Source organism: Tigheibacillus halophilus, from assembly GCF_042683165.1.
Taxonomy (GTDB): Bacteria; Bacillota; Bacilli; order Bacillales; family Amphibacillaceae; genus Tigheibacillus; species Tigheibacillus halophilus.
Window position 1 is genome coordinate 19,224 of the sequence record NZ_JBHUIZ010000002.1, and the last position, 23,944, is coordinate 43,167.

The 23,944-nt window shown below is 42.5% G+C and carries 20 protein-coding genes and 1 riboswitch; of the genes, 12 read left to right on the top strand and 8 right to left on the bottom strand.

Annotated elements, in window-relative coordinates; translation table 11 throughout:
- Nucleotides 1-3: 3 nt before the first annotated feature.
- A complete protein-coding gene (gene yugI, locus ACFSMW_RS00330) occupies nucleotides 4-375 on the bottom strand; it encodes a S1 domain-containing post-transcriptional regulator GSP13 (protein WP_390352102.1) in 372 nt (123 codons plus the stop codon).
- Between the two features lie 82 nt (nucleotides 376-457).
- On the bottom strand, nucleotides 458-1,477 hold the full coding sequence (locus ACFSMW_RS00335) for a potassium channel family protein (protein ID WP_390352052.1): 1,020 nt from the start codon (nucleotides 1,475-1,477) through the stop codon (nucleotides 458-460).
- Between the two features lie 158 nt (nucleotides 1,478-1,635).
- Here ACFSMW_RS00335 and ACFSMW_RS00340 point away from each other — a divergent pair, with 158 nt between their 5' ends.
- From ACFSMW_RS00340 to ACFSMW_RS00350, 3 genes are all read left to right on the top strand, one after another.
- Nucleotides 1,636-2,694: a M20/M25/M40 family metallo-hydrolase gene (locus ACFSMW_RS00340; RefSeq protein ID WP_390352053.1), complete on the top strand. Its 1,059-nt coding sequence runs from the start codon at nucleotides 1,636-1,638 to the stop codon at nucleotides 2,692-2,694.
- A 608-nt stretch (nucleotides 2,695-3,302) separates the two neighbouring features.
- Nucleotides 3,303-7,700, top strand: a complete 4,398-nt coding sequence (locus tag ACFSMW_RS00345; protein WP_390352055.1) for a S8 family serine peptidase — start codon at nucleotides 3,303-3,305, stop codon at nucleotides 7,698-7,700.
- A gap of 127 nt (nucleotides 7,701-7,827) precedes the next feature.
- Nucleotides 7,828-7,972: riboswitch (FMN riboswitch) on the top strand.
- Nucleotides 7,973-8,135: 163 nt separating this feature from the next.
- A complete protein-coding gene (locus tag ACFSMW_RS00350) occupies nucleotides 8,136-8,723 on the top strand; it encodes an ECF transporter S component (protein ID WP_390352057.1) in 588 nt (195 codons plus the stop codon).
- Between the two features lie 102 nt (nucleotides 8,724-8,825).
- Here ACFSMW_RS00350 and ACFSMW_RS00355 read toward each other — a convergent pair whose 3' ends face one another.
- From ACFSMW_RS00355 to ACFSMW_RS00365, 3 genes are read right to left on the bottom strand one after another with little or no spacing between them, the layout of a single operon-like run.
- Nucleotides 8,826-9,185 (bottom strand): TraR/DksA family transcriptional regulator, encoded by a 360-nt coding sequence (locus tag ACFSMW_RS00355; protein WP_390352058.1) that lies wholly within the window; start codon nucleotides 9,183-9,185, stop codon nucleotides 8,826-8,828.
- 35 nt (nucleotides 9,186-9,220) lie between these two features.
- On the bottom strand, nucleotides 9,221-9,607 hold the full coding sequence (locus ACFSMW_RS00360) for a hotdog fold thioesterase (protein ID WP_390352060.1): 387 nt from the start codon (nucleotides 9,605-9,607) through the stop codon (nucleotides 9,221-9,223).
- A 10-nt stretch (nucleotides 9,608-9,617) separates the two neighbouring features.
- Nucleotides 9,618-10,556, bottom strand: a complete 939-nt coding sequence (locus ACFSMW_RS00365; protein WP_390352062.1) for a 1,4-dihydroxy-2-naphthoate polyprenyltransferase — start codon at nucleotides 10,554-10,556, stop codon at nucleotides 9,618-9,620.
- A 270-nt stretch (nucleotides 10,557-10,826) separates the two neighbouring features.
- Between ACFSMW_RS00365 and ACFSMW_RS00370 the strand changes: the two genes are divergently transcribed.
- From ACFSMW_RS00370 to ytkD, 9 genes are all read left to right on the top strand, one after another.
- Nucleotides 10,827-12,230, top strand: a complete 1,404-nt coding sequence (locus ACFSMW_RS00370) for an isochorismate synthase (RefSeq protein ID WP_390352064.1) — start codon at nucleotides 10,827-10,829, stop codon at nucleotides 12,228-12,230.
- On the top strand, nucleotides 12,227-13,981 hold the full coding sequence (gene menD / locus ACFSMW_RS00375; protein WP_390352066.1) for a 2-succinyl-5-enolpyruvyl-6-hydroxy-3-cyclohexene-1-carboxylic-acid synthase: 1,755 nt from the start codon (nucleotides 12,227-12,229) through the stop codon (nucleotides 13,979-13,981). The genes ACFSMW_RS00370 and menD overlap by 4 nt, the downstream gene beginning before the upstream one ends.
- Nucleotides 13,978-14,790 carry a 2-succinyl-6-hydroxy-2,4-cyclohexadiene-1-carboxylate synthase gene (gene menH, locus ACFSMW_RS00380; RefSeq protein ID WP_390352068.1) on the top strand — a complete coding sequence of 271 codons (813 nt, stop codon included), beginning with the start codon at nucleotides 13,978-13,980 and terminating at the stop codon, nucleotides 14,788-14,790. Before menD ends, menH begins: the two co-directional genes overlap by 4 nt.
- 42 nt (nucleotides 14,791-14,832) lie before the next feature.
- Entirely contained in the window at nucleotides 14,833-15,651 is an 819-nt protein-coding gene (gene menB, locus ACFSMW_RS00385; protein WP_390352070.1) for a 1,4-dihydroxy-2-naphthoyl-CoA synthase, read from the top strand.
- A 250-nt stretch (nucleotides 15,652-15,901) separates the two neighbouring features.
- A complete protein-coding gene (locus ACFSMW_RS00390; RefSeq protein WP_390352071.1) occupies nucleotides 15,902-17,362 on the top strand; it encodes an o-succinylbenzoate--CoA ligase in 1,461 nt (486 codons plus the stop codon).
- Nucleotides 17,363-17,540: 178 nt separating this feature from the next.
- A complete protein-coding gene (locus tag ACFSMW_RS00395) occupies nucleotides 17,541-19,112 on the top strand; it encodes a mechanosensitive ion channel (RefSeq protein WP_390352072.1) in 1,572 nt (523 codons plus the stop codon).
- Between the two features lie 145 nt (nucleotides 19,113-19,257).
- On the top strand, nucleotides 19,258-19,578 hold the full coding sequence (locus ACFSMW_RS00400) for a hydrolase (protein WP_390352074.1): 321 nt from the start codon (nucleotides 19,258-19,260) through the stop codon (nucleotides 19,576-19,578).
- A 141-nt stretch (nucleotides 19,579-19,719) separates the two neighbouring features.
- On the top strand, nucleotides 19,720-20,280 hold the full coding sequence (locus ACFSMW_RS00405; RefSeq protein WP_390352076.1) for a hypothetical protein: 561 nt from the start codon (nucleotides 19,720-19,722) through the stop codon (nucleotides 20,278-20,280).
- Nucleotides 20,281-20,381: 101 nt separating this feature from the next.
- On the top strand, nucleotides 20,382-20,849 hold the full coding sequence (gene ytkD, locus ACFSMW_RS00410) for an RNA deprotection pyrophosphohydrolase (RefSeq protein ID WP_390352104.1): 468 nt from the start codon (nucleotides 20,382-20,384) through the stop codon (nucleotides 20,847-20,849).
- Nucleotides 20,850-20,980: 131 nt separating this feature from the next.
- Here the strand turns inward: ytkD and ACFSMW_RS00415 are convergent, their stop codons facing one another.
- The 3 genes from ACFSMW_RS00415 to ACFSMW_RS00425 all read right to left on the bottom strand — a co-directional run bounded on the left by ACFSMW_RS00415 (nucleotide 20,981) and on the right by ACFSMW_RS00425 (nucleotide 23,671).
- Entirely contained in the window at nucleotides 20,981-21,739 is a 759-nt protein-coding gene (locus tag ACFSMW_RS00415; RefSeq protein ID WP_390352106.1) for an ABC transporter permease, read from the bottom strand.
- Between the two features lie 113 nt (nucleotides 21,740-21,852).
- On the bottom strand, nucleotides 21,853-22,635 hold the full coding sequence (locus ACFSMW_RS00420) for an ABC transporter ATP-binding protein (RefSeq protein ID WP_390352078.1): 783 nt from the start codon (nucleotides 22,633-22,635) through the stop codon (nucleotides 21,853-21,855).
- A 16-nt stretch (nucleotides 22,636-22,651) separates the two neighbouring features.
- The gene (locus ACFSMW_RS00425; RefSeq protein ID WP_390352080.1) at nucleotides 22,652-23,671 is read right to left on the bottom strand and encodes an ABC transporter substrate-binding protein; all 1,020 of its coding nucleotides are present in this window, start codon (nucleotides 23,669-23,671) and stop codon (nucleotides 22,652-22,654) included.
- Nucleotides 23,672-23,944 lie beyond the last annotated feature (273 nt).

The window sequence follows — 23,944 nt, forward strand, 5'->3', positions numbered from 1 at the left end:
GTATTATTTCTTGAAGCTGTCGGATTGATCCATCCATTCTTGCAGCTTATCCTTCAACGTATTGAAGCCAGCGTTACTGTTATCTTGGACAGGAGCTTTTTTTGCAGCTGGTTTGCTCTGTTTTTGCGGTGCTTCCTGTGTAGCACGAATAGACAAAGAAATTTTATTTTTTTCTGCATCGATTTGTAAGATTTTTACAGATACCTCATCGCCAACAGATAAAAATTCATTGATATCTTTTACATATCCGTGAGTAACTTCAGAAATATGGACCAGACCTTGAACTTCATCGTCTAATGCGACAAAAGCGCCATACGGCTGGATTCCAGTTACTTTACCTTGTACAACTTGACCTACTTCATAATTCTCTATCATCATGAACAACTCCTATTACGAAATTCGCTTCTTTTCACACATTTAGACATTATATCACAGTTTATGAATGTCTGCAAAGAAATCATTTGAAATGCTTTATATCGTCCCATGATATTAATGCAATCAATTTATCATTTTCCTGCAAAAGAGTTTGGTGGGGAGGATTAATTGCATAAGCCCCATCCCGAATCAGTCCGAGAAGGAGAGTATTCTCTAATTGATAAAATTGCACCGCCTCTCCAAATGGCTTGTTAAGCAATTCTCCAGCGACATCCATCTGCGAAAATTGCTGTTGTTTGAGCAATGATAATAACGCTTGAAATGGTTTCGCTGACTCTTGACGAAATAGCTCATGATAAAACAAGCTGCCTAAGAAATCATTTGGTCTGATAATTGTGTCAGCTCCCGCACGTTTGGCATTTTCTGCCTGTTTCCGGGAAAGTATTTCAGAAATAATCGGTATAGAAGAATGATTCCCACGCACGGCCAGTGTGGCCAAGACAGTATAATTGTCTGCTTGCTGTTCTTTTTGTAACACATCTGCAGAAATAATGACACTCTTTGCTTCATTGATATTCGTCTTTCGGATAACTGCATCTTCTGTGATGTCACCGCTGATAAAATGAACAGGGTAGTGGTGTATCGGAAGTTTTTTTAATGTGCGGTCGACAAGAACGATATCCAAGTTGGGAAATTTTTTATGCGCCAAATTAACTAGCTCTTTGGTTCTTTCATTCCAGCCAATCAAGATAATGTGGCCTCGTCCCTTGAAGATTGTTTTCCCTTCTGCCAAATGTTGTTCCTGCCGTATTGTTTCCGCTGCAAAGGTAGAAATATAAAATGTCAGCAATCCTGCGCCTGTCAGCATGAGTACGATGCCGACTGATCTCCCCAGGTAACTGACAGGTGCATAATCTCCGTAACCTACTGTTGCCGCCGTAACGAACGCCCACCAGATTCCGTCAAATGAAGTCGGAAATTCTTCGGGTTCTATGACGTGAACAATAATACCGAAGGAGATGATGACGATCAGAACTGTAAGCAAGAGGCGTACCAAAACTGGAATGCGGAAATAAAAATGTTTCATCCGTTCAATGTGCATAATGTCACCTGCAAAGTTTCAGCGTTTTTGATGGTAATTTATATGTATATCATGCAGCCAGCAAGAAAATTTATTCAAACTGAACCATACACAAGCTATTCATGTATCGGATAATTGTGTATTATGGTAGGGTAAAATATACAGATCGGAGGAAAAGTATGGACTTCGCTAATAAAGGATTCTTGATGGATTTATTGACTACACCATCTCCTTCAAGTAATGAAATGGAAATTCAAAAAAAATGGATGAATTATGTCAGTGATTTTGCAGATGAAATCAGAACAGACACTGCTGGCAACGTCATTGGTATCCTGAACCCGGATGCAGATTTTAAAGTGTTGCTGGCTGGGCATTGTGATGAAATTGCCCTCATCATTAATCGGATTGATGACAATGGTTTTCTTCATTTTGAAAAAATGGGTGGGATTAACCCTAAAGCTGCTGTTGGTATGCGCGTGACCGTGCTCGGCTACCAAAATACAATGACTGGGGTCATCGGTGTCAATGCCCAGCACCATGGTGGGATAAAAGATGGTTTTGACCTGGGGGATTTATTCATAGATGTTGGGTGCAAAACAAAAGAAGAAGCTGCCCGATTTGTACAGATCGGTGATTTAGCAGTATATAAGACGGAGCCGGAAATTCTGATGAATCGTTACCTGGCTGGCAGGGGGCTGGATAACAGAACAGGTTCATTCCTTGTTGCGGAAGTTTTACGTCTCCTGAAAGAAAAAGGTGTTCAGGTTGGGGTTTATGCCGCTAGCACTGTAAATGAAGAAACTAATATGGGCGGTGCTTACTTTGCTGCTGCTGGGATCATGCCGACAATGGCATTGGCTTGTGATGTTACTTTTGCTACAGACTACCCTGGAGTGGATAAAAATAAACATGGTGATGTTAAATTAGAGGCTGGCCCTGTGTTGGCCAAAGGTGCGCCAATCAATATCAAAATTAACCGACTGTTGGAGAAAGCTGCCGAAAAGCTGGATATGCAGCTGCAGTATGAACTGACACCAAGAGTTACAGGTACGGATGCCGACAAAATGCGATATACTGGTCGTGGCGTGCCAGTAGCGCTGGTTTCCCTTCCATTAAGATATATGCATTCTCCTGTCGAAACAGTCAGTTTGAAAGACCTGGAAGATGAAATCGAATTGCTCGTAACAATGATTTCCGACTTAACTGGAACGGAAAGTTTGAAACCATTGGAAGATTGACATTATTTATCGCGACATAACGGCCGTTATGTCTTCTCATCAGAAAATAAGAAGAACAAATGACTACAGATAACATCCGGCCGGTGCTGATACTGCAAGTAAAAATTATATATAATGGCATGGAATCTTTGCCTGTAAATGCTTGGGTCAAAAGTCACAGACTTGCACAAGTTATTTGCAGGTTTTTTTGTATTTATCGTGAAAAAGCCTCGCAAAAGAAACTTTATACTGGTTTCACCTTGAATATACTAATTCTTTCGACTCAATTATTATGCATTTTGATGAAAGTGCTCATCTGAGTTATTTGGACTATTTTTTGAAAAAATCTGCTAAATGCATTTGCATCAAAGTATATTGGCACGAATGAAAAAATGAAGAGGGTCTTTTGACCTGGTTCATTTTGTTATAAAAACAGTACAATTTGTTCAATTCCAACTATTCAGTTATTATCCGACCTCATTCGACACATTTTTATTTTATTTTTGATTATAGTGGATGCAACAACGTAGGGTTTCAAACATCTGGGGGTTTTTAAAAAATACGAACGGAGGAGGGCAGATGTGGGGGTAGTCTGATTGACCGTCCAAAAATTGAGGGGAGGAACTAATTTGAAACGTAAAAGACAAAAACAAATGAAAGCATTCAGTATGGTTGCTTCCATGCTAATGGCTGTTTCGCTTATCACTCCAGTCAGTGCACAGTCTCTCAGTAAACAGGATACAACGAACAACAAAATCAGTCGATCATTAGCTGAATCGAAAAATGTATTGAAAGCGAAACTAAGCAGTAATTTGATGGACGAATTCAAGAAAAAAGATAAGGTGACCTTTCTGGTCAAATTCAATGAAAAGGCAGACGTGAAAAAAGCTGCCAAGAATGCACAAGAAACTGCTTCAAAGACAAAACTGTCTGCTCAGAAAACAGAATTTATACAGCGTTCTGCAGTTGTTTCCGAATTGAAGTCGACCTCGTTGGACACACAGCAAAACGTGATGAAGTATGTAAAAGAACAAAAGAAAAAAGGCAGCGTAAAGGAATTTGAAAGCTACTATATTGTCAACGGCATGGCGGTCACTGCAACAAAAGAAGTGGCAGAAAAAATCGCTGCATTCTCTGAAGTGGAAAAGATTTTGCCGAATGAGAATCGCCAATTATTCGCTAAGTCGTCAACAGCCGTCAAGCCAGCTGAAAAAACAGCGAAAAAATCTGCTGTCTCAAAAACAGATAAGCAAAATAAGACCAAGGCTGACGACAATGTAGAATGGAATGTGGACCGTGTCGGTGCACCAGCTGTCTGGAATACAGGGATTGACGGCACTGGTACAGTTGTGGCTAGCATTGATACGGGTGTCCAGTGGGATCACCCCGCTTTAAAAGAAAAATATCGTGGTTATGATACAACGACTGGTGAAATCGATAATGATTTCAACTGGTATGATGCAACAGCTGGGCAAACTGAACCATACGATGATCTCGGACATGGTACACATGTAACGGGAACAATGACAGGAAGTGAGCCTGATGGTTCCAATCAGGTTGGTGTTGCTCCAGGTGCGAAATGGATTGCTGTAAAAGCCTTCACTGATGCTGGAGGAACAGATGCAGATCTGTTGGACGCCGCGCAATGGATCTTGGCACCGACCGATGCAGATGGCAATGAGCGCGTTGACATGGCACCTGACGTTGTCAACAACTCATGGGGCGGTGGACCAGGACTTGATGAATGGTACCGGGATGTTGTAAAAGCATGGAGAGCAGCAAACATTTTCCCGGCTTTCGCTGCCGGTAATGTTGATTTGTTCAATCCTGGCGGCCCTGGATCTGTTGCCAGCCCATCCAACTATCCAGAAAGTTTTGCAGTCGGCGCGACAGATAAAAATGACAAAGTTGCCAGTTTTTCATTACGGGGGCCATCTCCGTACGATGAAATTAAGCCGGACATTGCAGCCCCAGGATCGGGCATTCGCTCTTCCGTACCGGGCAGCGGATACGCGGGCAACAGTGGAACGTCCATGGCAACGCCAGCAGTATCCGGTGTTGTGGCACTACTGCATCAGGCAAACGCCAGCATGACAGTAGACGAAATAGAAGAAGTATTAACAACCACGGCTGCTGCAAAAACAGACAGTGAGTATCCGGATTCCCCAAATAATGGCTATGGTTATGGGTTGGTCAATGCATATGATGCCGTGAATTCCATCACAGAAGGCTTGGGAACAATCCAGGGCAAGGTGGCTAAAGAAGGCGATGATAACGATGCGCCAACATTCGAACATGATGCAGTCAAAGAAAGTTATGCAGGCATGAACCTGGATTTGACAGTCCAAGCAAAAGACAATGTCAGCGTTGAATCTGTCGTCTTGCATTATAAAACGGATAATGAATGGCAATCCGTTGAAGCCACCAGATCATCAGGAGATTACAAGGAAGGTGAATATACGGCATCCATACCTGGTGAAGATATCGCAAAAGGTGAGTTGGTTTATAAGTGGACAATCACCGACTATGGAAACAATGAAGTGACAAGTGATGAATATACGGTGCAGATTCTGTCAGGAATCACCACTGGTTATCAAGAAGATTTTGAATCAAAACCGACCGGATGGAACTCCTATGGGGAAAAAGACAGCTGGGAGTGGGGAGTGCCAACTTCCGGACCAGAAGAAGCGAGTTCCGGTGACAAAGTGTACGCGACGAATCTTGCAGGGATGTATGAAGGAAGTATGAATGCATCTCTTGAGATGCCTCCAATTGATTTGCCTGAAGGGAACGCATATTTGCAGTTCAAACAATGGTTTGAATTTGAGAAATATGATTCTGGAAGTGCATATGATTTTGGTCACGTATTCATTTCGACTGACCAGGAAAACTGGGAACAGCTACTCAGAGTGGAAGGGGCATCAGACGGCTGGGAAAGCGCTGAAGTCAACCTGTCCGAGTACAGTGGACAGCGTGTTTACATTGCTTTCAACGCCACTTCCGACAGCAGTGTGAATAAGCAGGGTTGGTATCTTGACGATGTTGTTTTGTCTGATAAAGCGAATGCTGCCAGCAAATCTAAAACGGCAAATAAAGCATCAGATATCAAAGCATCTTTAGGTGTAGCCAAGCAATCGACGGCCAAAAAGCCTTCGGTGGACCCTGATAAAATCAAACCAAACATGGAAAAAGTGAATAAAAAAGATGAGAAAAAAGATAAAATAGCACCGCTGGAATTGCCGCTTGCAGCAACAGTAAGCGTTTTGGAAAGCGGACGCTCTGTCAATACTGACCCAGCCGATGGATCTTATGCACTGCTTCATGCTGCTGGTGATTTCACTTTGAAAGCAGAGGCGTATGGATATGAATCGGCTGAGAAAAGTATCCAAGTCGTCAACGATGAAACTGCCGAAGCTAATTTCACTTTAAACGAATTGGAAAAAGCGACAGTCTCTGGAAAAATCACAGACGAATCGACTGGGGATGGCATCGAGGGTGCAAAAATCATCGTGAAGGAAGATGCTAACGTCGCTCCTGTCGAATCGGATGCTGATGGCAGTTATGCCATCACAGCTTACCAAGGTGATTATACGCTTCAGATATTGGCAAAGGGCTATAAAAGTAAGGAAGTCAAAGTTGACCTTGCAAAAGATACCTCTGTTAATGTGGAGCTTGAACCATTTTATACCATTCCTGGCGGTGAAATAGGCTATGATGATGGAACAGCAGAAAATGCCAGAGCGTTTTATGATGCCGGCAACGGTTGGGCTGTTAAAATGTCCCTTCCGGAAGGGAAAGAAAAAGCAGTCGTTACAGATGGCGTTTTCCGCTTCTGGGATACCGAGTGGCCAGTTCCTGGCGGGGAGGACTTCGCTGTAGAAGTTTGGGATGCATCTGGCAAAGATGGCACTCCTGGCAAGAAACTGGCAGGACCAATTGACGGTAAAGCATTAAGAAATGGTGAATGGACAGTAATCGACTTAAGTGATCAGGGGATTGTAGTAGACGGCGATTTCTACATGGTCTACATTCAATCAAAAGCAGATCCGAATGCCCCTGGGCTTGCAACAGATGAAGACGGGCCGAATGCAAAAAGAAGCATGCAATATGTAGATGGCACGTGGTCACCTTCACCGGCTGAAGAAGGAAATTATATGATCCGTGCACGTGTCAGCTATGAAGTGGAAAAACCAGAAATCACTTCGCCGGAAAATGGTCAGGTAACTTCTGAAAAAACGGTCTCGGTGGAAGGGAAAGCTTCTCCAACCACAACAGTTGAATTGGTTGGCAAAGATGATGAAACGGTTGGTTCAGCTGAGGTAGGAGATGACGGGAAATTCGCGATCGATGCTGACCTGTCGGAAGGTGAAAATACCTTTAAAGCTATATCCAAGCTGGATGGCAAAAATGTCGGTGAATCGGATACGGTGACGATTATTCGTGATACGCAGGCTCCTGAACTGTCTATAGACAGTCCGAAAAACAATGAAAAAACAAATCGTGAGACTGTTACAGTAGAAGGTACAGTTGCAGACGCGAACCTTGACTTTGTCAAAGTGGACGGTAAAAAAGTAGATGTAAAAGACGGTAAATATTCTAAACGTCTTTTGCTTGATAATGGCATGAATACAATCAAGGTTGTTGCGAAAGATTTGGCGGGCAATAAAACGACGAAAAAAGTGACAATTGATGCAAAATATACTGCACCGGAAATCAACAATGTGACCCCGACAGAAGATAAATATATTGAAGCAGGCGAAACGGTGGAGATTTCTTTTGAAAGTGAAGAAAATTTGAAGGCTTCATTTGCAATCCATATGCCTTTGACCAATGTCAAAAGCAATGTGGCCAATACAACAGAATTACCGGTGATGGAAACTTCCCCCGGGCATTACGTCGGCTATTGGACTGCAACGAAAAGTGTCAAAGCGGATGGTGCAGAAATCGAAGTGAAAGTAAAAGATGCTTATGAAAATCAAGCCACACAAAAAGCAAAAGGCAAGCTATTTATCAATGTTGAAAAGTAATATGACTTGAGATGGAGGAGCAGAATCTGCAGGGGGTGCCCGCAGATTCTGCTTTTAACCAGTAGCAGTTCAAATACTTGCCGAATTGGAGCATTTAAGATATGATAAACATACAATATCATATCGATTCCATCTTCGGGGCAGGGTGCAATTCCCGACCGACGGTAATGGACTGGTAACAGTTCAAAGTCCGTGACCCGCTGCAGGCTGCAGCGGTTGATCTGGTGAAATTCCGGAACCGACAGTTAAAGTCTGGATGGGAGAAGATGTCGAGCCAAAATTACGTGATACGTCTTTTTGTCGTACAAATTTCCCCCGAAGCTTTGTAATTGCTTCGGGTTTTTATATGCGATGAATTGCTGTGAAAACATGTAAGAGAGCTCAATCCTTCATCACAAGATGTGAATCGATAAATAGATGAAGGAGGAAATAAGCATGCAACAAAATGCGTCATCATCCAAATTGTTGAAATTAATTATTTTAGCATTGATGGGTGCAGTATCACTTGTACTATTTTTCTTGAATTTTCCATTGCCTTTTTTACCGCCATATTTGAAAATCGATTTCAGTGAGGTTCCGGCTCTCATTGCCGCCCTGATTTTTTCGCCGCTTGCAGGCGTAGCCGTTGAAGGTATTAAAAATATGCTTTATTTCCTTATCACTGGTGCTGCTGATCCAGTTGGAGTGGCTGCTAATTTTCTGGCAGGTGTATTATTCATCCTGCCGGCGGGCTATCTTTACCATAAATATAAAGGTGTCAAAAGCATTATCTCTGGTATTATTACTGGAACAATCATCATGGCGGTTGCGATGAGCGTATTGAATTATCTGGTCATTCTTCCGGTATATGCTTGGTTCATGGGTATGGAGGATATGAAGTTGGAAAGTGCTAAGCGAGCCGCAGTTTTATTGGGTATTCTACCATTCAATATGATTAAAGGACTAATTGTTGGTCTATTATTTGTACCGCTATTCAACAGGCTTCGAACATGGATTGAACAGAAAAGCACTTATTTCGTGTAACGAGAAATACAATAAAGAAAGCTGCCCAGGCCTGGGCAGCTTTTTGATTACAGCAAGGAAAATACCTTTGTTGTTAGTTCATATGGTTTGGCGAAGTGTTTTTTATCCTTTCTCATCAACCAATGTTTTAGCTGTAGGCTCTGCTTCCAGCCGTTCGATTGGGATCGGTTTTCCCGAAATGATACTATAACCATACGTGCCATCTTCTATTCTATCCAACGAATCATTCACTGCTTGCAACTGATCTCTTTTTATCATATCAAAGCCTGCTGCTCTTTCTTGTTCAAATTGTTCGGTTGCGATATCAGCAGGATGATTGCTATAGTCGGCAGGTTCCTGGACAGCATCGTTGGGGCTTTCTTTATTCTGGCCAAGCTCTTTTTTCAAGCTTGTCTTCATATTGAGCAAACGCTGTTTGAATTTGTTCAATTGCTGTTCGTTTAAATGTGCATCTTTTGGCATATAATCAATCCTTTCAAGAGGGTGTAACAAATCTTTCAGCCTCTCTTAAGTACTACCCCAATTGTACATCTTGAAACACAAATCAACCTGTTTTGCTCATCAGAAATATGGATTTGCCAAACCATGGTGGTTTTTCCGACATGCAATGGCGTTGCACATGCAGTCACTTCCCCATTTCGTTTAGCGTGAATATGGTTAGCATTGATCTCAATACCGAATACATCGTATTTTTCAGGATTCACCTGTAAAACGGCACCAATACTTGCGGCTGTTTCAGCAAGCGCTGCGCTGGCCCCGCCATGAAGGAAACCAGCTGGCTGGCGTGTACGTTGGTCCACAGGCATTTTTACCACGACTTGTTCTTTTTCAGCAGAAATAACTTCAATTCCCAAGGATTCAAGCAGCGTATTATCCCAATTCATGTAAAACCTCCTAATCGATGAAGATGCTGATCAATAAAGACAATCCCAGAAGAAATCCGTAAATCGTATTAGTTTTTCCGGTTGCAGCCATAGCGGGCATCATGTCTAGCGGATTTGTCTTCCCGCGGAATTTTTTGATGACGTCCACTGCTTTAGGTATGCTGAGAAAGGTGATGGATGACCAGACTGGCAGCACACCAGAGAAAATATATACTAGGGTCAGGATATAAATTGCAATGAACATACCGCCTAGAAAACGGATAGCATTTTTCCTGCCAAGCAATATAGCGATGGTATGACGTCCGTTCAGTTTGTCATTGTCCAAATCCCGAATATTGTTGGACATCATGATGGAACCGATAAAGATTGCCACGGGAAGGGAAATGAGTACGATCTGCCAGTTCACTTCAGAAGTCTGAACAAAATAGGAAATGGCGATGATGACTGTTCCCATTAAAAAGCCGGAAAACAATTCTCCGAAAGGCGTATAGGCGATCGGGAGCGGTCCGCCCGTATACAAATAACCGATCAGCATACTTGCCGCACCGATGACAGCAATCCACCAGCTGGAAGCAATAGATATATAGATGCCAAGCAATATGGATATTCCAAAAAACAGCAAAGCGAGGTTCAGTACAGTTTTTGGAGCGATGCCATCGCGTACGATTGTTCCTCCAATGCCGACAGAGTCCTCATTATCCAGTCCGCGTTTGTGATCATAATATTCATTGAACATATTTGTAGCCGCCTGGATAAGAATGCTGGCGACCATCATAGCAATAAAGAGCCATGGATTGATGGAACGGGTCGTCCATGCTGCCATCGTCCCTACAAATACCGGGATAAATGAAGCGGTAAGTGTATGCGGGCGCAGAAGGCGCCACCACACATGAAAACCAGCTTGTTCATTCATGGCGGTTTTAACAGATGTTTTATTAGATGATTGCATTGTTTTTTCCCCCTGCGAAATTGCATTAATCTACTACTCAGTTTATGGAAATAGAGATGAAGTGTCAATATCATCAGGCTTTGTGCGAAAATTTGCCAAGTCGGAATTATGGCGGTACGGGTAGCGGTTAAATTTGGAATATGTGTGCCATTCCTTGAGAATAAAGGAAAAAGAGAATAAAATAGATATGGTTCATTGCGAATAACAATGGAAACAATGATTTGAAAGATACTTGACATACATGTATCTGAATTTGGAGGATGTCATTTCATGATAGAAACAATAGAATCGCAGCAGCTGCAGCTGTTGCTTGCCAAATTAATTCATACATTAAGGGATTCGAACGAAGCATACCACATTCTCAGTATGACGAAGGAGATTCCGGAGCATTGCCCGCTCGATTTTTTCCATGCTGCTGGTGAGATGGACATGCAAAGGATTTTTTGGTCCAGCACAGCAGACCAATTTTCAATGGTGGGAATCGGCGAGGCTTATTGTTTGGATCCAAAGACGACTGATATTGCCAGTTTACAGTATGCTTGGGAAGATGTATTAGCCCATGCGGAGGTTTTCAATTCGTCCAGTCAGGCTGGCACCGGATTGGTTGCTATGGGAGGAATGGCTTTTGATCCATTAAAAGAGAGGACGCAGCTATGGGAAAACTATCCGGATCAGTCGATGAGGATTCCCGAATTTGTGCTGACAAAATCTACAGACGGTTGTTATTTGACATGCAATATAAAAGTAAAACCAGATGATCACAGCCAGCAATTGGCGAATATGATACGAGCAAAAGAAAAAGAACTGCTTTCGGTTAAAAGGTCTTCTTCATCAGACGCCATAACCGTTATTTCCCGAAAGGAAATTAACCCCGAAGCTTGGAAACGGACTGTTGCTCAAGCCACAGAAGCGATTAAAAACGGAGAGGCACAGAAAATTGTTCTAGCCCGCGAAGTGCGGCTGAAGCTTTCAGCAAGAGCAAATATCACAAGCGTGTTGGAGCGGCTGACGGAGAGCCAGCCCAATAGTTATGTTTTTGCGATTGAACATGGAAAAGACTGCTTCGTTGGAGCGACCCCTGAACGGCTGGTAAAATTGGATGAGGGAAAGTTACTGTCAACATGTCTTGCGGGCACAGCTCCAAGAGGAAGCGATATGACCCAGGATGAAGCTATCGGAAAAGCGTTGCTGCAGGATCCGAAAAATCTTCAGGAACATGATTTTGTCGTGCAAATGATCAAAAAAGCGATCGAACCTTATACAAAAAACATGACAGTACCGGAAAAACCGGTATTGTACAAACTAAAAAACCTGCAGCATTTATATACACCTGTAGAAGCTGATTTACTGTGTTCCCATGGTATATTCCCAATCGTAGGTAAATTGCATCCGACTCCTGCACTGGGCGGCACACCACGAGAAGTGTCGTTGCGATTCATCCGTGAGCATGAATCGCTGGACCGTGGCTGGTATGGTGCGCCCATAGGATGGCTGGATGGACAGAATAACGGCGAGTTTGCTGTTGCCATCCGATCAGGACTCATTCAGGGGAATGAAGCTTCACTGTTCGCTGGCTGTGGTGTAGTTGCCGACTCTGATCCTGAAGAAGAATTTGCAGAAACCGATATGAAGTTATTGCCTATGCTGCATGTGCTGGATGGTGAATTGCAATGAATCACACAGAGGATTTGACAAGATATATAGCTGAGTTTGTTGACGAAATGGTGGAAAATGGAATAGATAATGCAGTCATTTCACCTGGCTCCAGATCCACACCGCTGGCGATGACAATGACAGCACATGAGCAGTTGAAAGAGTGGGTCGTCATTGATGAACGTTCCGCTGCTTTTTTTGCCCAAGGACTGGCCAAAAAAACAAAAAAACCCGTAGCATTGGTCTGTTCTTCTGGAACGGCGGCAGCCAACTACTATCCGGCAATTGTGGAGGCTAAGCAAAGCAGGGTGCCATTACTTGTTTTGACAGCCGATCGGCCTCATGAATTACGGGATGTCGGGGCGCCACAAGCAATCAATCAGCTTAAAATGTATGGCGATTATGTGAAATGGTTTCATGAAATGGCTTTGCCTGACAGCTCGGAATTGATGCTAGATTATGCACGCAGCAAAGCTGCACAGGCTGTCGACACTGCTACAAGAGGGAATCCAGGCCCCGTACATTTGAATTTTCCCTTCCGGGAGCCATTGACACCTGACTTTACATTGGACGATGTGTGGGGAAAAGAACGACGTGGAGAGCATTTCTCTTTTGTGAAAGGCAAAAAAATCCTTGCTGAAACAGAATTAGAAATGATTCTGGCAAAACTATCCGGCAAGAAACGAGGGTTGATCGTATGTGGTCCGCAAACGGATGAACAGCTTGCTGATGCAATTTTTGAACTAGCCGAGGCCTGGCGTGTGCCAGTTATCGCGGACCCACTGTCACAGCTGCGAACTGGTCAACAGGAGAAGATCCATATGATTGACAGCTATGATGCATTTTTACGAGATAAAGAAATCAGGGAGATGCTGACAGGGGATTTTATCATTCGTTTTGGGGCTATGCCAGTATCGAAACCTTATCTTTTTTATTTGAATGAACAGCATGATGCTATGCATTTTGTAGTGGAAACAGAAGAAGGGTACCGTGAGCCGACAGGCAAAAATACATTTTTCCTTCATGCTGATCCACAGTCTCTTTGTAATCAATTAGCCTGTTTGGCAGAAAGGGTGGATATAGCAGAAGGTTGGTTGCAAAAATGGCAGGTGATGGATGAAATCGCCGGGAGCTATTTGACTGGGGCCGATCAGAACGTGATTACTGAAGGAACAGCAATCCTTTCGCTTGCTGATAAACTTCCAGATGATGGCGTGCTTTATTCCGGTAATAGTATGGCCATCAGGGATGTGGACAGCTTTCTTTTACAAACGCAAAAGAATGTAGATATCTTGGCAAACAGGGGAGCTAATGGTATTGATGGGGTTGTGTCGAGTGCTGCTGGAGCCGCAGCGGCCGGATCCCCCGTTATGCTCGTACTTGGGGATTTATCATTCTATCACGATATGAACGGCTTGCTTGCTGCAAAACATTATAACTTGAACCTCACTGTCCTGTTGGTCAATAACAATGGTGGGGGCATCTTTTCATTCCTTCCCCAGGCATCGGATGAAAAATATTTTGAAGCCTTATTTGGGACGCCACTGGATATCGATTTTCAGCATGCTGCGGCTTTGTACGGGGCTGATTATAGATTAGCTGAAAATCATGCAACGCTGGAAGAGGCATTGGAACAGTCACGCCAGCAGGCTGGTATTTCTATTATAGAGGTGAAAACCGATCGAGCGCAAAATGCTGCCTGGCACAGGGAAATCTGGGATCACATCATCAAAGCGATCAAGACTCATCATTGGCAGGAAGATAGCTTATGAAATTTTTAATAGACGATGCTGTTTACTCATATGAAATATATGGCAGGGAGCAAGCAACAACCATCGTAATGCTTCATGGGTTCACAGGGAGCTCTGAAACCTGGAAGGAATTTGTTGCCTGCTGGCAAGATATATACCGTATCATCACCGTCGATCTGCCTGGACATGGCAAATCTCATTCAGCCACACCAAGAAGTATGGAAGCATGCTGCGCTGATTTGGATGCCTTGTTCCAACATGTCGGATTGGATGCTTTTCATCTGGTTGGCTATTCAATGGGAGGAAGGACGGCCTTGTCTTATGCTGTCTCATATCCTACTATGCTGAAGTCCCTCATTTTGGAGAGTGCATCGCCCGGTCTGAAGAGTGAGCAAGAAAGGGCTGCACGTATGGCCAGTGATGAAAAACTTGCGGAAAAAATTTTAAAAGAGGGAATCACGTCCTTTGTAGATTACTGGGAAAATATCCCATTATTTGCAACGCAAAAACACTTGCCTGAGGAAAAAAAAGAGTTCATTCGGAGAGAGCGACTGTCTCAACGTGCTGAAGGTCTTCACGATTCATTGATTTTCATGGGAACGGGCAAGCAGCCTAGCTTATGGCATTTACTGCCTGAATTGAAATTGCCGATTTTGCTGCTGGCTGGAGAACATGACCAGAAATTCATCGCCATTAGCCAGCATATGGAGAAACTGTTTTCAGAAGCGGATTTACATATTGTTCTGAAAGCTGGACATGCAATTCACGTGGAAGAAAGCGAAGTTTTTGGTAAAATAGTAAATGGGTTTATTTTGTCCGTATCATCCTAATATGTTACGGATGAGTCTTAAACAATTGACAGGAGGATCATAATGACAGTAACTTGGGAAAAAGTAAAAGAATACAAAGAAATCGTTTATGAAAAAACAGCGGGAATCGCGAAAGTTACGATTAACCGTCCAGAGAAAAGAAACGCCTTCACACCACTCACTGTGAATGAAATGATTGATGCATTCGCAGACGCTCGTGACGATTCCAACATCGGTGTCATCATTTTGGCAGGCGAAGGAGAAAAGGCTTTTTGTTCTGGTGGAGACCAATCAGTCAGAGGAAATGGCGGGTATGTTGGAGAAGATAATATTCCGCGTCTCAATGTGCTGGATCTCCAACGCTTGATCCGTACGATTCCAAAACCGGTTATTGCAATGGTATCCGGCTATGCGATTGGCGGCGGGCATGTACTTCATGTCGTATGTGACTTGACGATTGCGGCGGACAATGCGATTTTCGGTCAAACAGGACCGAAAGTCGGCAGCTTTGACGCAGGGTATGGTGCCGGATTGCTTGCAGAAATGGTCGGCCAGAAACGTGCCCGAGAAATTTGGTACCTCTGCCGTCAATATAATGCAGAAGAAGCTTATGAAATGGGAATGGTCAACAAGGTAGTGCCATTGGACAAACTGGAGGAAGAAACATTGCAGTGGTGCAGTGAAATTCTCGAAAAATCTCCGACTGCACTTCGTTTTCTGAAGGCGTCCTTCAATGCAGCTACTGATGGACTTGCAGGCCTGCAGCAAATGGGTGGAGATGCTACATTGCTTTACTATACGACAGAGGAAGCGAAAGAAGGACGGGATGCTTTCAAAGAAAAAAGAAAACCTGATTTCGATCAATTCCCGCGCTTTCCTTGATACAAAGCCTCAGCTTCAGAAAAACCTTTGCTTTTAGGCAAAGGTTTTTCTTTTGAAATTCAAGAAAACATAAATCTTGAATGCTGTTCATGTCGCTTTAGTGCAACAGGGCTATCAGATACGGTAAACACGATCCGCCAGTTTGCAAACTTTTGCGGTGTGGCGAGTAACGCACGAAGGAAGCTAGTATGTTGTTAAACCGATGCTTATGCTATTTATGAACATATTTTTCGGAAGGTAGGATGAAAAAATGGCTGAAACGATACCACATTGGCTTGATAAACGCGCATCATTGTCACCAAATAAAGTTGCTATGGAATGTGAGGATGGCACAAAAATAACATTTGGGCAATTGAGGCAAGAAGCACAGCAACTAGCCAGGAAGTTGAGGAACATGGATATTGTAAAAGGGGATCATGTTGCAATATTGTCTCCCAATCACACAATGATGGTTAAAGTGATCCATGCCCTGAGTTATCTTGGAGCAGTAGCAGTATTACTTAATACCAGGCTCACGGCGCACGAATTGCAATATCAGCTGGAGGATGCAGATGTTAAGGTGCTCATTTTCCATGAAGGACAAGCAGAAAAAGCTTGCGGGCTGCAGATCAACAAAAAAATCAGCTTTTCTACGGTCATGGATTTGGTTGAAGCAAAAACAGAATTGCACAGAGAATTAACCCTCGATGATCCTTTTACCATTGTCTATACATCTGGGACAACCGGTTTTCCTAAAGGAGTTGTCCATACGTATGGCAACCATTGGTGGAGTGCAGTCAGTTCAGCATTGAATCTTGGCTTGTCCCATGATGATAAATGGCTGGCGGTTCTTCCTTATTTTCATGTCGGCGGCCTATCCATCTTTCTTAAAAGTGTAATATATGGTATGCCAGTCTATGTCATGGAAAAATTTTCTGCAGATCGTGTACATCAAGCCATTATGGAGAAAAGCATTACGATTATTTCTGTTGTCACCGTCATGGTACAAAGTCTGCTGGAAAGGTTGGGCGGTGAAACCTATCCAAAAAGTTTGCGATGCATGCTGCTTGGCGGGGGTCCTGCATCGCGGAGCCTGCTGCAAAAAGCACAGTCAAAGCATGTACCGATTGTCCAGTCCTATGGGATGACAGAAACCTCATCCCAAATTATCACGCTAAGTTTTGAAGATGCACTGGATAAGATTGGTTCTTCAGGTAAATCATTATTTCCCGCACAAGTGAAAATCGCTGCTGCAGAGCAATCGGACGGTGTCGGCGAAATACTTGTCAAAGGCCCGATGGTCAGTAAAGGTTATTATAAAAAGGAGGCTGCAAATAAAGAAACATTTCATGATGGCTGGCTTGCAACAGGAGATGTAGGCTTTTTGGATGATGAGGGATTTTTATATGTCATTGACAGGCGAAGTGATTTGATTATTTCAGGGGGAGAAAATATTTACCCGACTGAAGTAGAAAACGCCATTGCTTTATTAGAAGGGGTACAAGAAGCTGGTGTAGTTGGAAAGGCATCGGCTCAATGGGGTCAAGTACCGGCAGCTTTTGTGGTAAAAGAACAAGGTTCTGATATCACTGTCGAAACAATCCAGCAGCAATTGTCATCACATCTCGCTCCGTATAAAATTCCGAAAGAAATCTATTTCATTGAATCGTTGCCTCGGAATGCTTCTAATAAACTGATGCGCAATAAGTTGAAGGAAATTGCGAAGAATTAGTCCGACTGTGAAAATGTTAAAACAACACGGCAAAACAAACTCGCCACCGACGCGAGGATGTTTTGCAAGCTTTTAAATAGATGGCGATTTTTGTCAATTTTTGGCAGCCCTTGACGTTTAATAGTGATGTAATTACGGGTATGACATTACTAATCAGAACAGAAAGGGGAAGATTTTTTTGGGTTTTTGGGATGACTACTTTGGATCCAGCTTTAGAGCCGGACTCGAGAATTTTGTAATTGCATTGGTTGTTTTAATTGTAGGCTGGCTTATCGCAAAAGGGGTAGCCAGTGCAATTGAAAAAGCGGTCAGAAAAACGAAGCTGGATGAAAAATTCATCAATAAATATCGAGATTCGGAAAAACCGGTAGATTCGGCTAAGATTGTCAACAAAGCAGTGTATTACATATTACTGCTGATTGTATTCATTTTGTTCTTCAACATTTTGAATATGAACATGATAGCCAATCCATTATCTCAGTTGATTGCCACATTCTTCAGCTTCATACCTGCGGTGCTGAAAGCGGCATTGATTTTGCTTCTTGCATGGGCAGTTGCAACAGTCATACAGTGGCTGATTGTAAAAGGAACAAAGAAAATCAATCTGCAGCATTTATTCTTTAAAATGCACATTGCAAAAACAGAAGCTGAAATATTTAGCTTGATGGAGAAAATAGGCAAAGTCGTATTTTATTTGATTTTACTCTTGTTCATTCCCGGTGTATTGGACGCATTGAACATAAGAGGTGTTTCCCAGCCGTTCAGTACAATTTTGGCCAATATATTGGCATTTATACCGAAATTGCTCGCAGCTGCGCTCATTTTAATGATTGGCTGGTTTATTGCAAAAATCATCAAAAATATCATCGTCAATCTGCTTGAAACGGTAGGTTCTGAAAAGCTTGTCAGCCGATTGAAACTGCAAAGTATTTTTGAGGGAACTAGCATAGCAGCATTTGTCGGCAATCTGGTATTTGTATTGATGATGATTCCAATTGTCATTGCTGCGCTTGAAAAACTTGATTTAAACGGCATCACCGGTCCTGCGATCCATATGCTGAATGATGTCATGTATATGATACCGAATATCATCGTTGCTGCAGCACTTGTATTGATCGGTATCTGGCTCGGTAAATTCATAGGGGATTTGGTTCGTAATCTATTACAGCGTTTTGGATTTGATGGCATCACCAGCAAAATGAATATTGGCAATCAAGTAACAGACAGTAAAATGAAACCTTCTTCACTTGTTGGTTATATTGTCCAGGTTTTGATCATATTTTTCATGGTGGTTCAAGCGTTATACCTGATCAAGCTTCAATTTTTGGTCGATATCGCAGCTGTTGTCACTGCCTATTTGCCAAACGTATTGGCAGCAGTGCTGATTCTGGGAGTCGCTTTGATTGTATCCAACATTGTTGAAAAAGTACTTTCCAATATCCTTATGGGTTCCGCAAAAAATATTCTGGCTGTTTTTGCCAAATATGCCATACTTGCATTGGCCGTATTCATGGCGTTAAGCCAGCTTGGTATAGCCAAGTCCATTGTAACATCCGCTTTTGTACTGATTCTGGGAGGTTTGGCACTTGCATTCGGACTTGCATTCGGTTTAGGCGGAAAAGATTTTGCAAGCAAGTATTTACGCAAATTTGATAGAACAATAGAGGAAACCACAGTTGTCGATCAGAATAATGGGAAGAACAATTATTCTGCTGAAAATGGGTTCGATTCCGATTCCCCACTAGAATAAGCATTGTCATCATAAAAATTCTTTGCGGTCTATTGAGGCTGCAAAGGCTTTTTATGATGGAATTAAAGATGGTGGAAATTTTATCTGCTGGTGATGTATGTAAATACTCCTTTTTTGTCATGCTAACATGGAGGAGGTTGTAAATATGGATAAGCAAAAGTATTATGTCAACCTTGCCAGTCAACAGATTTCGACTGTCAGGTTTGAAAACAATGACAGTTATGTGATTTATGCCAGTGAAGAAGAAGTACGGAATTTGCGACAGAAGCTCAACCATATGCATGAGGGGGATATGAATGCATTCTTCCGTGCTCATGTGCCAATCATGCCGTATCACAATGATAGGGGCAACGACCACTACGACTCAGGAATGTCCGAGGCTTTTCAAATCATTTATGATCTTGGAGATGAAAAAACGAAAGAGCATCTGACGGATATAGGTGTATTGGATAAAAAAGGATACTAGCTTTTTTTCGCAAAGCAATTGTACATCTGTGACAGTTGCTTTTTTTGTTGGAACGTTTAAGGAACGCAGGGAAAAGGAATAGTAAGAGTAATAATGAAATGTTTTCATTCATATATCAAGTATTGAAATGGAGGGAAGAAAATGAAACACTTCAAAGGTTATCAGATGATGATGAAAATGTTTATTATAGTGGGTATTATTTTACTTTTTCCTGCGAGTACATACTCGGTATTTGCTGATTCGTTCCGGGGTGGACCAGCCGAAAAGCCCCAGGCAGCTGGAGAAGCGGATCAAGAACAAGATAAACTTCAGCCACATCCGATTTCGGAGAAAGAAATTTCTTATACAACTGATAAGTTCATGGATATACTGGTACAAAAAACGGCTAAAGATTACAAAGTGCTGGGATTGGATAACAAACAGCAATTATTCAAGAAGTTTTCCAAAATCGCGACACAAGAAGCAGCAAAGCAATTTGTTGATTTTTACTATGAAGAAAAACAAGATGGTCTCTATATCAAACCAACGGAAACACCACCGTGGTTCATCGACGCCAACGCTTACAGCCTTAAAAAATTAAATATGGATCATTATAAAGTGAAGCAGCAAAACAAGACATCACTTTATGGAGATTATACCATTCATCTGGACTTCCAGTGGTTGCAAGGGAAATGGAAAATCACAGATGTAAACTATGAATAAGAGAGGCTTTCTGCTTGATTAGGGCGGCAGGAATGAAGATAATAGCAGAGGAGAGTATAAGGAAAAGTAATTTGCAAATTTTAAATAAAGGCGCTGAATTCATGTACACATTCCGGGATTTTTACCATAATGAAGTCAAATTATCGTTTCAAACTGAGCCTTTTTCGAACCGGCCTAAACACGTCTGGGTGATTTGCCGTTGTAATGGCCAATGGCTGTTAACAAAGCACAAGGAACGGGGCTTAGAGTTTCCTGGGGGCAAAGTCGAAAATGGCGAGACAGCCAAAGAGGCTGCCATAAGGGAAGTGCATGAAGAGACTGGCGGCATCGTAGAAGACATTTCTTACATTGGACAATACTTCGTAGCTGGAAAAGGCGGAGATGTGATTAAAAATGTTTACTTCGCAACTGTGGAACGCCTTACTGAACAAGAAACCTATTTTGAGACAGATGGACCTGTGCTGCTTTCTGGTTTGCCGAAGGATATAAGAAAAAATAAAAATTACAGTTTTATTATGAAAGATGATGTACTTGTGCAGTGTATGCAACACATTCAAAAGTTGATTTAATTTCTATTCCACGGCATATGTTTGCGTTTGGATGGGGAAAAAACCAGAATTCAAATATACGGATTTTGTGCTCTATGCTGTCTAATGCAAGGAAAAGGCGCCCTAAGGGTGCCTTTTTTCGTTGGAAGTTTTTACGTTGCTTTTTTAATGAGCCATGATTCGATTTTTTCTACGATTTTGTACATAAATGCTGCGAAAACAGCTATCACTACCAGACTTGCCATAACGAGAGTGAAATCGAATACCTGGAATCCATAGACGATTAAATATCCAAGTCCTTCTTTCGAGACAAGGAATTCCCCGACAATTACTCCCACCCAGGATAAACCGACATTTACTTTGAGTGTGGAAATCATCACAGGAAGTGTTGCTGGAAAAACAGCTTCTTTAAAACATTGCCATCTAGTTGCGCCAAAGCTTTTCAAAACCTTTTCATAGTTCGGATCCACTTCTCGAAAACCGGAATAGATGACGATTGTAGTGATGATAACTGAAATAATAGCTCCCATAGCGATAATGGCAACATATCCAGGTCCGAGAGCAACAATGATGATCGGACCAAGCGCCACCTTTGGCATGGCATTCATGATGACTAAATACGGGTCCATTACATTGGAAATTCTCTTGGAAGTCCATAAAGAAGAAGCAAGCAGAATGCCGAGTACCGTTCCAATGATAAATCCCAGCAGCGTTTCCATGACGGTGACACCAATGTGGCGAATAATTGTGCCATTGGCGAATTTATCCATAAGCAATTGGACAATGTGTGTTGGTGAGCTGAATAATAATGGATCTATCCACTCAAGACGGCTGGCCAACTCCCATATGCCTATAAAAACGACTAAGATGAGACATTGCCAGAATAAAACAATTTTTCTTTCCCGATTCATTTGTTGTAAGTACTGATGATGAAGCTGTTGTTCATCTTTGTCTGTTTGCAAGCCGTTTCAACCCCTTTCTATATATAACAGAACGATACCGGCCGTTGCTGGTGTGCAATCTGTCAGCCAGTGCCATGCTTGACGTGTTGACCATTCAAGGCTGCCCATACTTTATCGAATAACGGTTGGTATTTTGGATGCCTTCGTACAAGGAAGGGGACCTCGTTGCGCAATTCAAGCGGGACTTCGAATGTCTTTAAAATTCTTCCGGGTTTTGCTTCCATTACCAGTATCCTGTCGCTCATGGATATGGCTTCACCAATATCATGTGTCACAAGGACCGCTGTTTTATGGTATTGACGAAGGAGTTTGTGAACAAGATCTTCCAGATTCAGTTTTGTTTGATAGTCCAGTGCTGAGAAAGGTTCATCAAGCAGCAGGACTTTTGGATCGGAAACGAGCGTTCTTACTAGTGCAGCCCGTTGTCGCATTCCGCCGGACAACGATTCTGGATAGGCTTCTTCTACATTTACGAGACCAACCTCTGCAAGGAATTCGGATGCTTTTTGCCGTATGTCCGGGGTAATATCATTTTGTATTTTCGGACCTAAAAGTATATTGTCAATAATTGTTTTCCACGGGAAAAGATAATCCTGCTGCAGCATGTACCCGATGGCGTCGTTGAATTCATTGACGGGTTTACCGTTTAAAAGCACCTTCCCTTGCGTTTGTGCCATAATCCCTGAAATGATGGATAAGATCGTCGATTTCCCACAGCCGCTCGGACCGACCAGGGAAAGGAATTCCCCCTCATTCAAGGAAAAAGAAATATCGTCAAGCGCTTTTGTCAGGCTTTTTTTTGTAAAATAATGATGTGATACGTTCTCTAATGTTAAGAATGACAAATGATCGCCCCTCCATTTACTTATTCATAACGTCTTTAGCAATATTGGTGTCGACAAGTTTTTCATATGGTGCATCACCTGGCAATTCACCAGCTTCGTCCATGATGTTTTTCAGATTTTCCCATCCTTCTTTTTCAAGAAGGGGATCTGTCGCATAGGATCCCTGGGCTTTATAGCGCTCCACGGAAGACGTCAGAATATCCAATTCTGTATCATCAAAGTAAGGCTGAATGACATTCGCTATTTCTTCAGCGGAGTGTTTATCGACCCACTGCTGTGCTCTGAAGATCGCTTTGGTGAATTTCTCTACAGAAGTTTTATCTTTCTTCATATAGCTTTGTTTTGCCATGAAAACGGTGTAAGGAACTGTACCGGATTCTTCTCCAAAGGAAGCGACAACATGGCCTTTTCCTTCTTTTTCAAAAACACTGGCTGTCGGCTCGAATAACTGTACGTATTGATAGTCGCCTGTACCAAACGCGCCGGGAATATTAGCGAATTCTATATTTTGCGATAGATGAAGGTCCTGGTGTGGATCAATATCATGCTGTTTCAAGACATATTCGCCAACCATTTGTGGCATACCGCCTTTTCGCTGCCCCAAAAAGTTTGAATCCCGTACATCCTGCCATTTGAAATCAGGCTGCTCATCTTTGGAAACTAGGAAGGTACCATCCGTTTGGGTCAATTGTGCGAAGTTTACGGCGTAGTCCTTGGAACCTTGCGAATAGACATAAATAGATGTCTCCGATCCGACTAGTGCAATATCAATACCATTTGAAAGCAGGGCAGTCATCGTTTTATCACCGCCCCATGTCGTCTGCAAATTGACATCGAGGCCCTCTTCTTTAAAAAATCCCTTTTCCAATGCGACATATTGCGGGGCGTAAAAGATCGAGCGCGTAACTTCCCCCAGCTTCACCTTTGCGATGGTATCCTTGGCGTTTCCGTTACCGCAAGCCGCAAGAGCTACAAGCAATATACAGAAGAGACCAGCTATATATTTGCTGAATTTCAAATGTATCCCTCTTTTCATGGATAAATTATTTTGTCAGCACAGTGTATGCAGGGTGAGAAAATGTGTGAACGCCTATAAAGCAGTCAAGCACCACTTTTGGAAAAGCAATAAGAGCCGCCGCTTCAGTTCTGAATGTTGCAGTGAAGATGATAGAGACTATGTTTGGACATAACAAAAAAACCGGCCCATATTTTATGGCGCCGGCTCATTTACGGACGAATGTCCTTATTTCCTTTCCAGGTTCATGAATCTGGAAATATATAATAAATCCTCTTGGGATGAGGTAACAAT

Excerpts from the sequence above, each read along its gene's own strand:
- yugI (WP_390352102.1), bottom strand. The coding sequence starts at position 375 with ATGATAGAGAATTATGAAGTAGGTCAAGTTGTACAAGGTAAAGTAACT.
- ACFSMW_RS00335 (WP_390352052.1), bottom strand. The coding sequence starts at position 1,477 with ATGCACATTGAACGGATGAAACATTTTTATTTCCGCATTCCAGTTTTG.
- ACFSMW_RS00340 (WP_390352053.1), top strand. The coding sequence starts at position 1,636 with ATGGACTTCGCTAATAAAGGATTCTTGATGGATTTATTGACTACACCA.
- ACFSMW_RS00350 (WP_390352057.1), top strand. The coding sequence starts at position 8,136 with ATGCAACAAAATGCGTCATCATCCAAATTGTTGAAATTAATTATTTTA.
- ACFSMW_RS00355 (WP_390352058.1), bottom strand. The coding sequence starts at position 9,185 with ATGCCAAAAGATGCACATTTAAACGAACAGCAATTGAACAAATTCAAA.
- ACFSMW_RS00360 (WP_390352060.1), bottom strand. The coding sequence starts at position 9,607 with ATGAATTGGGATAATACGCTGCTTGAATCCTTGGGAATTGAAGTTATT.
- ACFSMW_RS00365 (WP_390352062.1), bottom strand. The coding sequence starts at position 10,556 with ATGCAATCATCTAATAAAACATCTGTTAAAACCGCCATGAATGAACAA.
- ACFSMW_RS00370 (WP_390352064.1), top strand. The coding sequence starts at position 10,827 with ATGATAGAAACAATAGAATCGCAGCAGCTGCAGCTGTTGCTTGCCAAA.
- menD (WP_390352066.1), top strand. The coding sequence starts at position 12,227 with ATGAATCACACAGAGGATTTGACAAGATATATAGCTGAGTTTGTTGAC.
- menH (WP_390352068.1), top strand. The coding sequence starts at position 13,978 with ATGAAATTTTTAATAGACGATGCTGTTTACTCATATGAAATATATGGC.
- menB (WP_390352070.1), top strand. The coding sequence starts at position 14,833 with ATGACAGTAACTTGGGAAAAAGTAAAAGAATACAAAGAAATCGTTTAT.
- ACFSMW_RS00390 (WP_390352071.1), top strand. The coding sequence starts at position 15,902 with ATGGCTGAAACGATACCACATTGGCTTGATAAACGCGCATCATTGTCA.
- ACFSMW_RS00400 (WP_390352074.1), top strand. The coding sequence starts at position 19,258 with ATGGATAAGCAAAAGTATTATGTCAACCTTGCCAGTCAACAGATTTCG.
- ACFSMW_RS00405 (WP_390352076.1), top strand. The coding sequence starts at position 19,720 with ATGAAACACTTCAAAGGTTATCAGATGATGATGAAAATGTTTATTATA.
- ytkD (WP_390352104.1), top strand. The coding sequence starts at position 20,382 with ATGTACACATTCCGGGATTTTTACCATAATGAAGTCAAATTATCGTTT.
- ACFSMW_RS00415 (WP_390352106.1), bottom strand. The coding sequence starts at position 21,739 with ATGAATCGGGAAAGAAAAATTGTTTTATTCTGGCAATGTCTCATCTTA.
- ACFSMW_RS00425 (WP_390352080.1), bottom strand. The coding sequence starts at position 23,671 with ATGAAAAGAGGGATACATTTGAAATTCAGCAAATATATAGCTGGTCTC.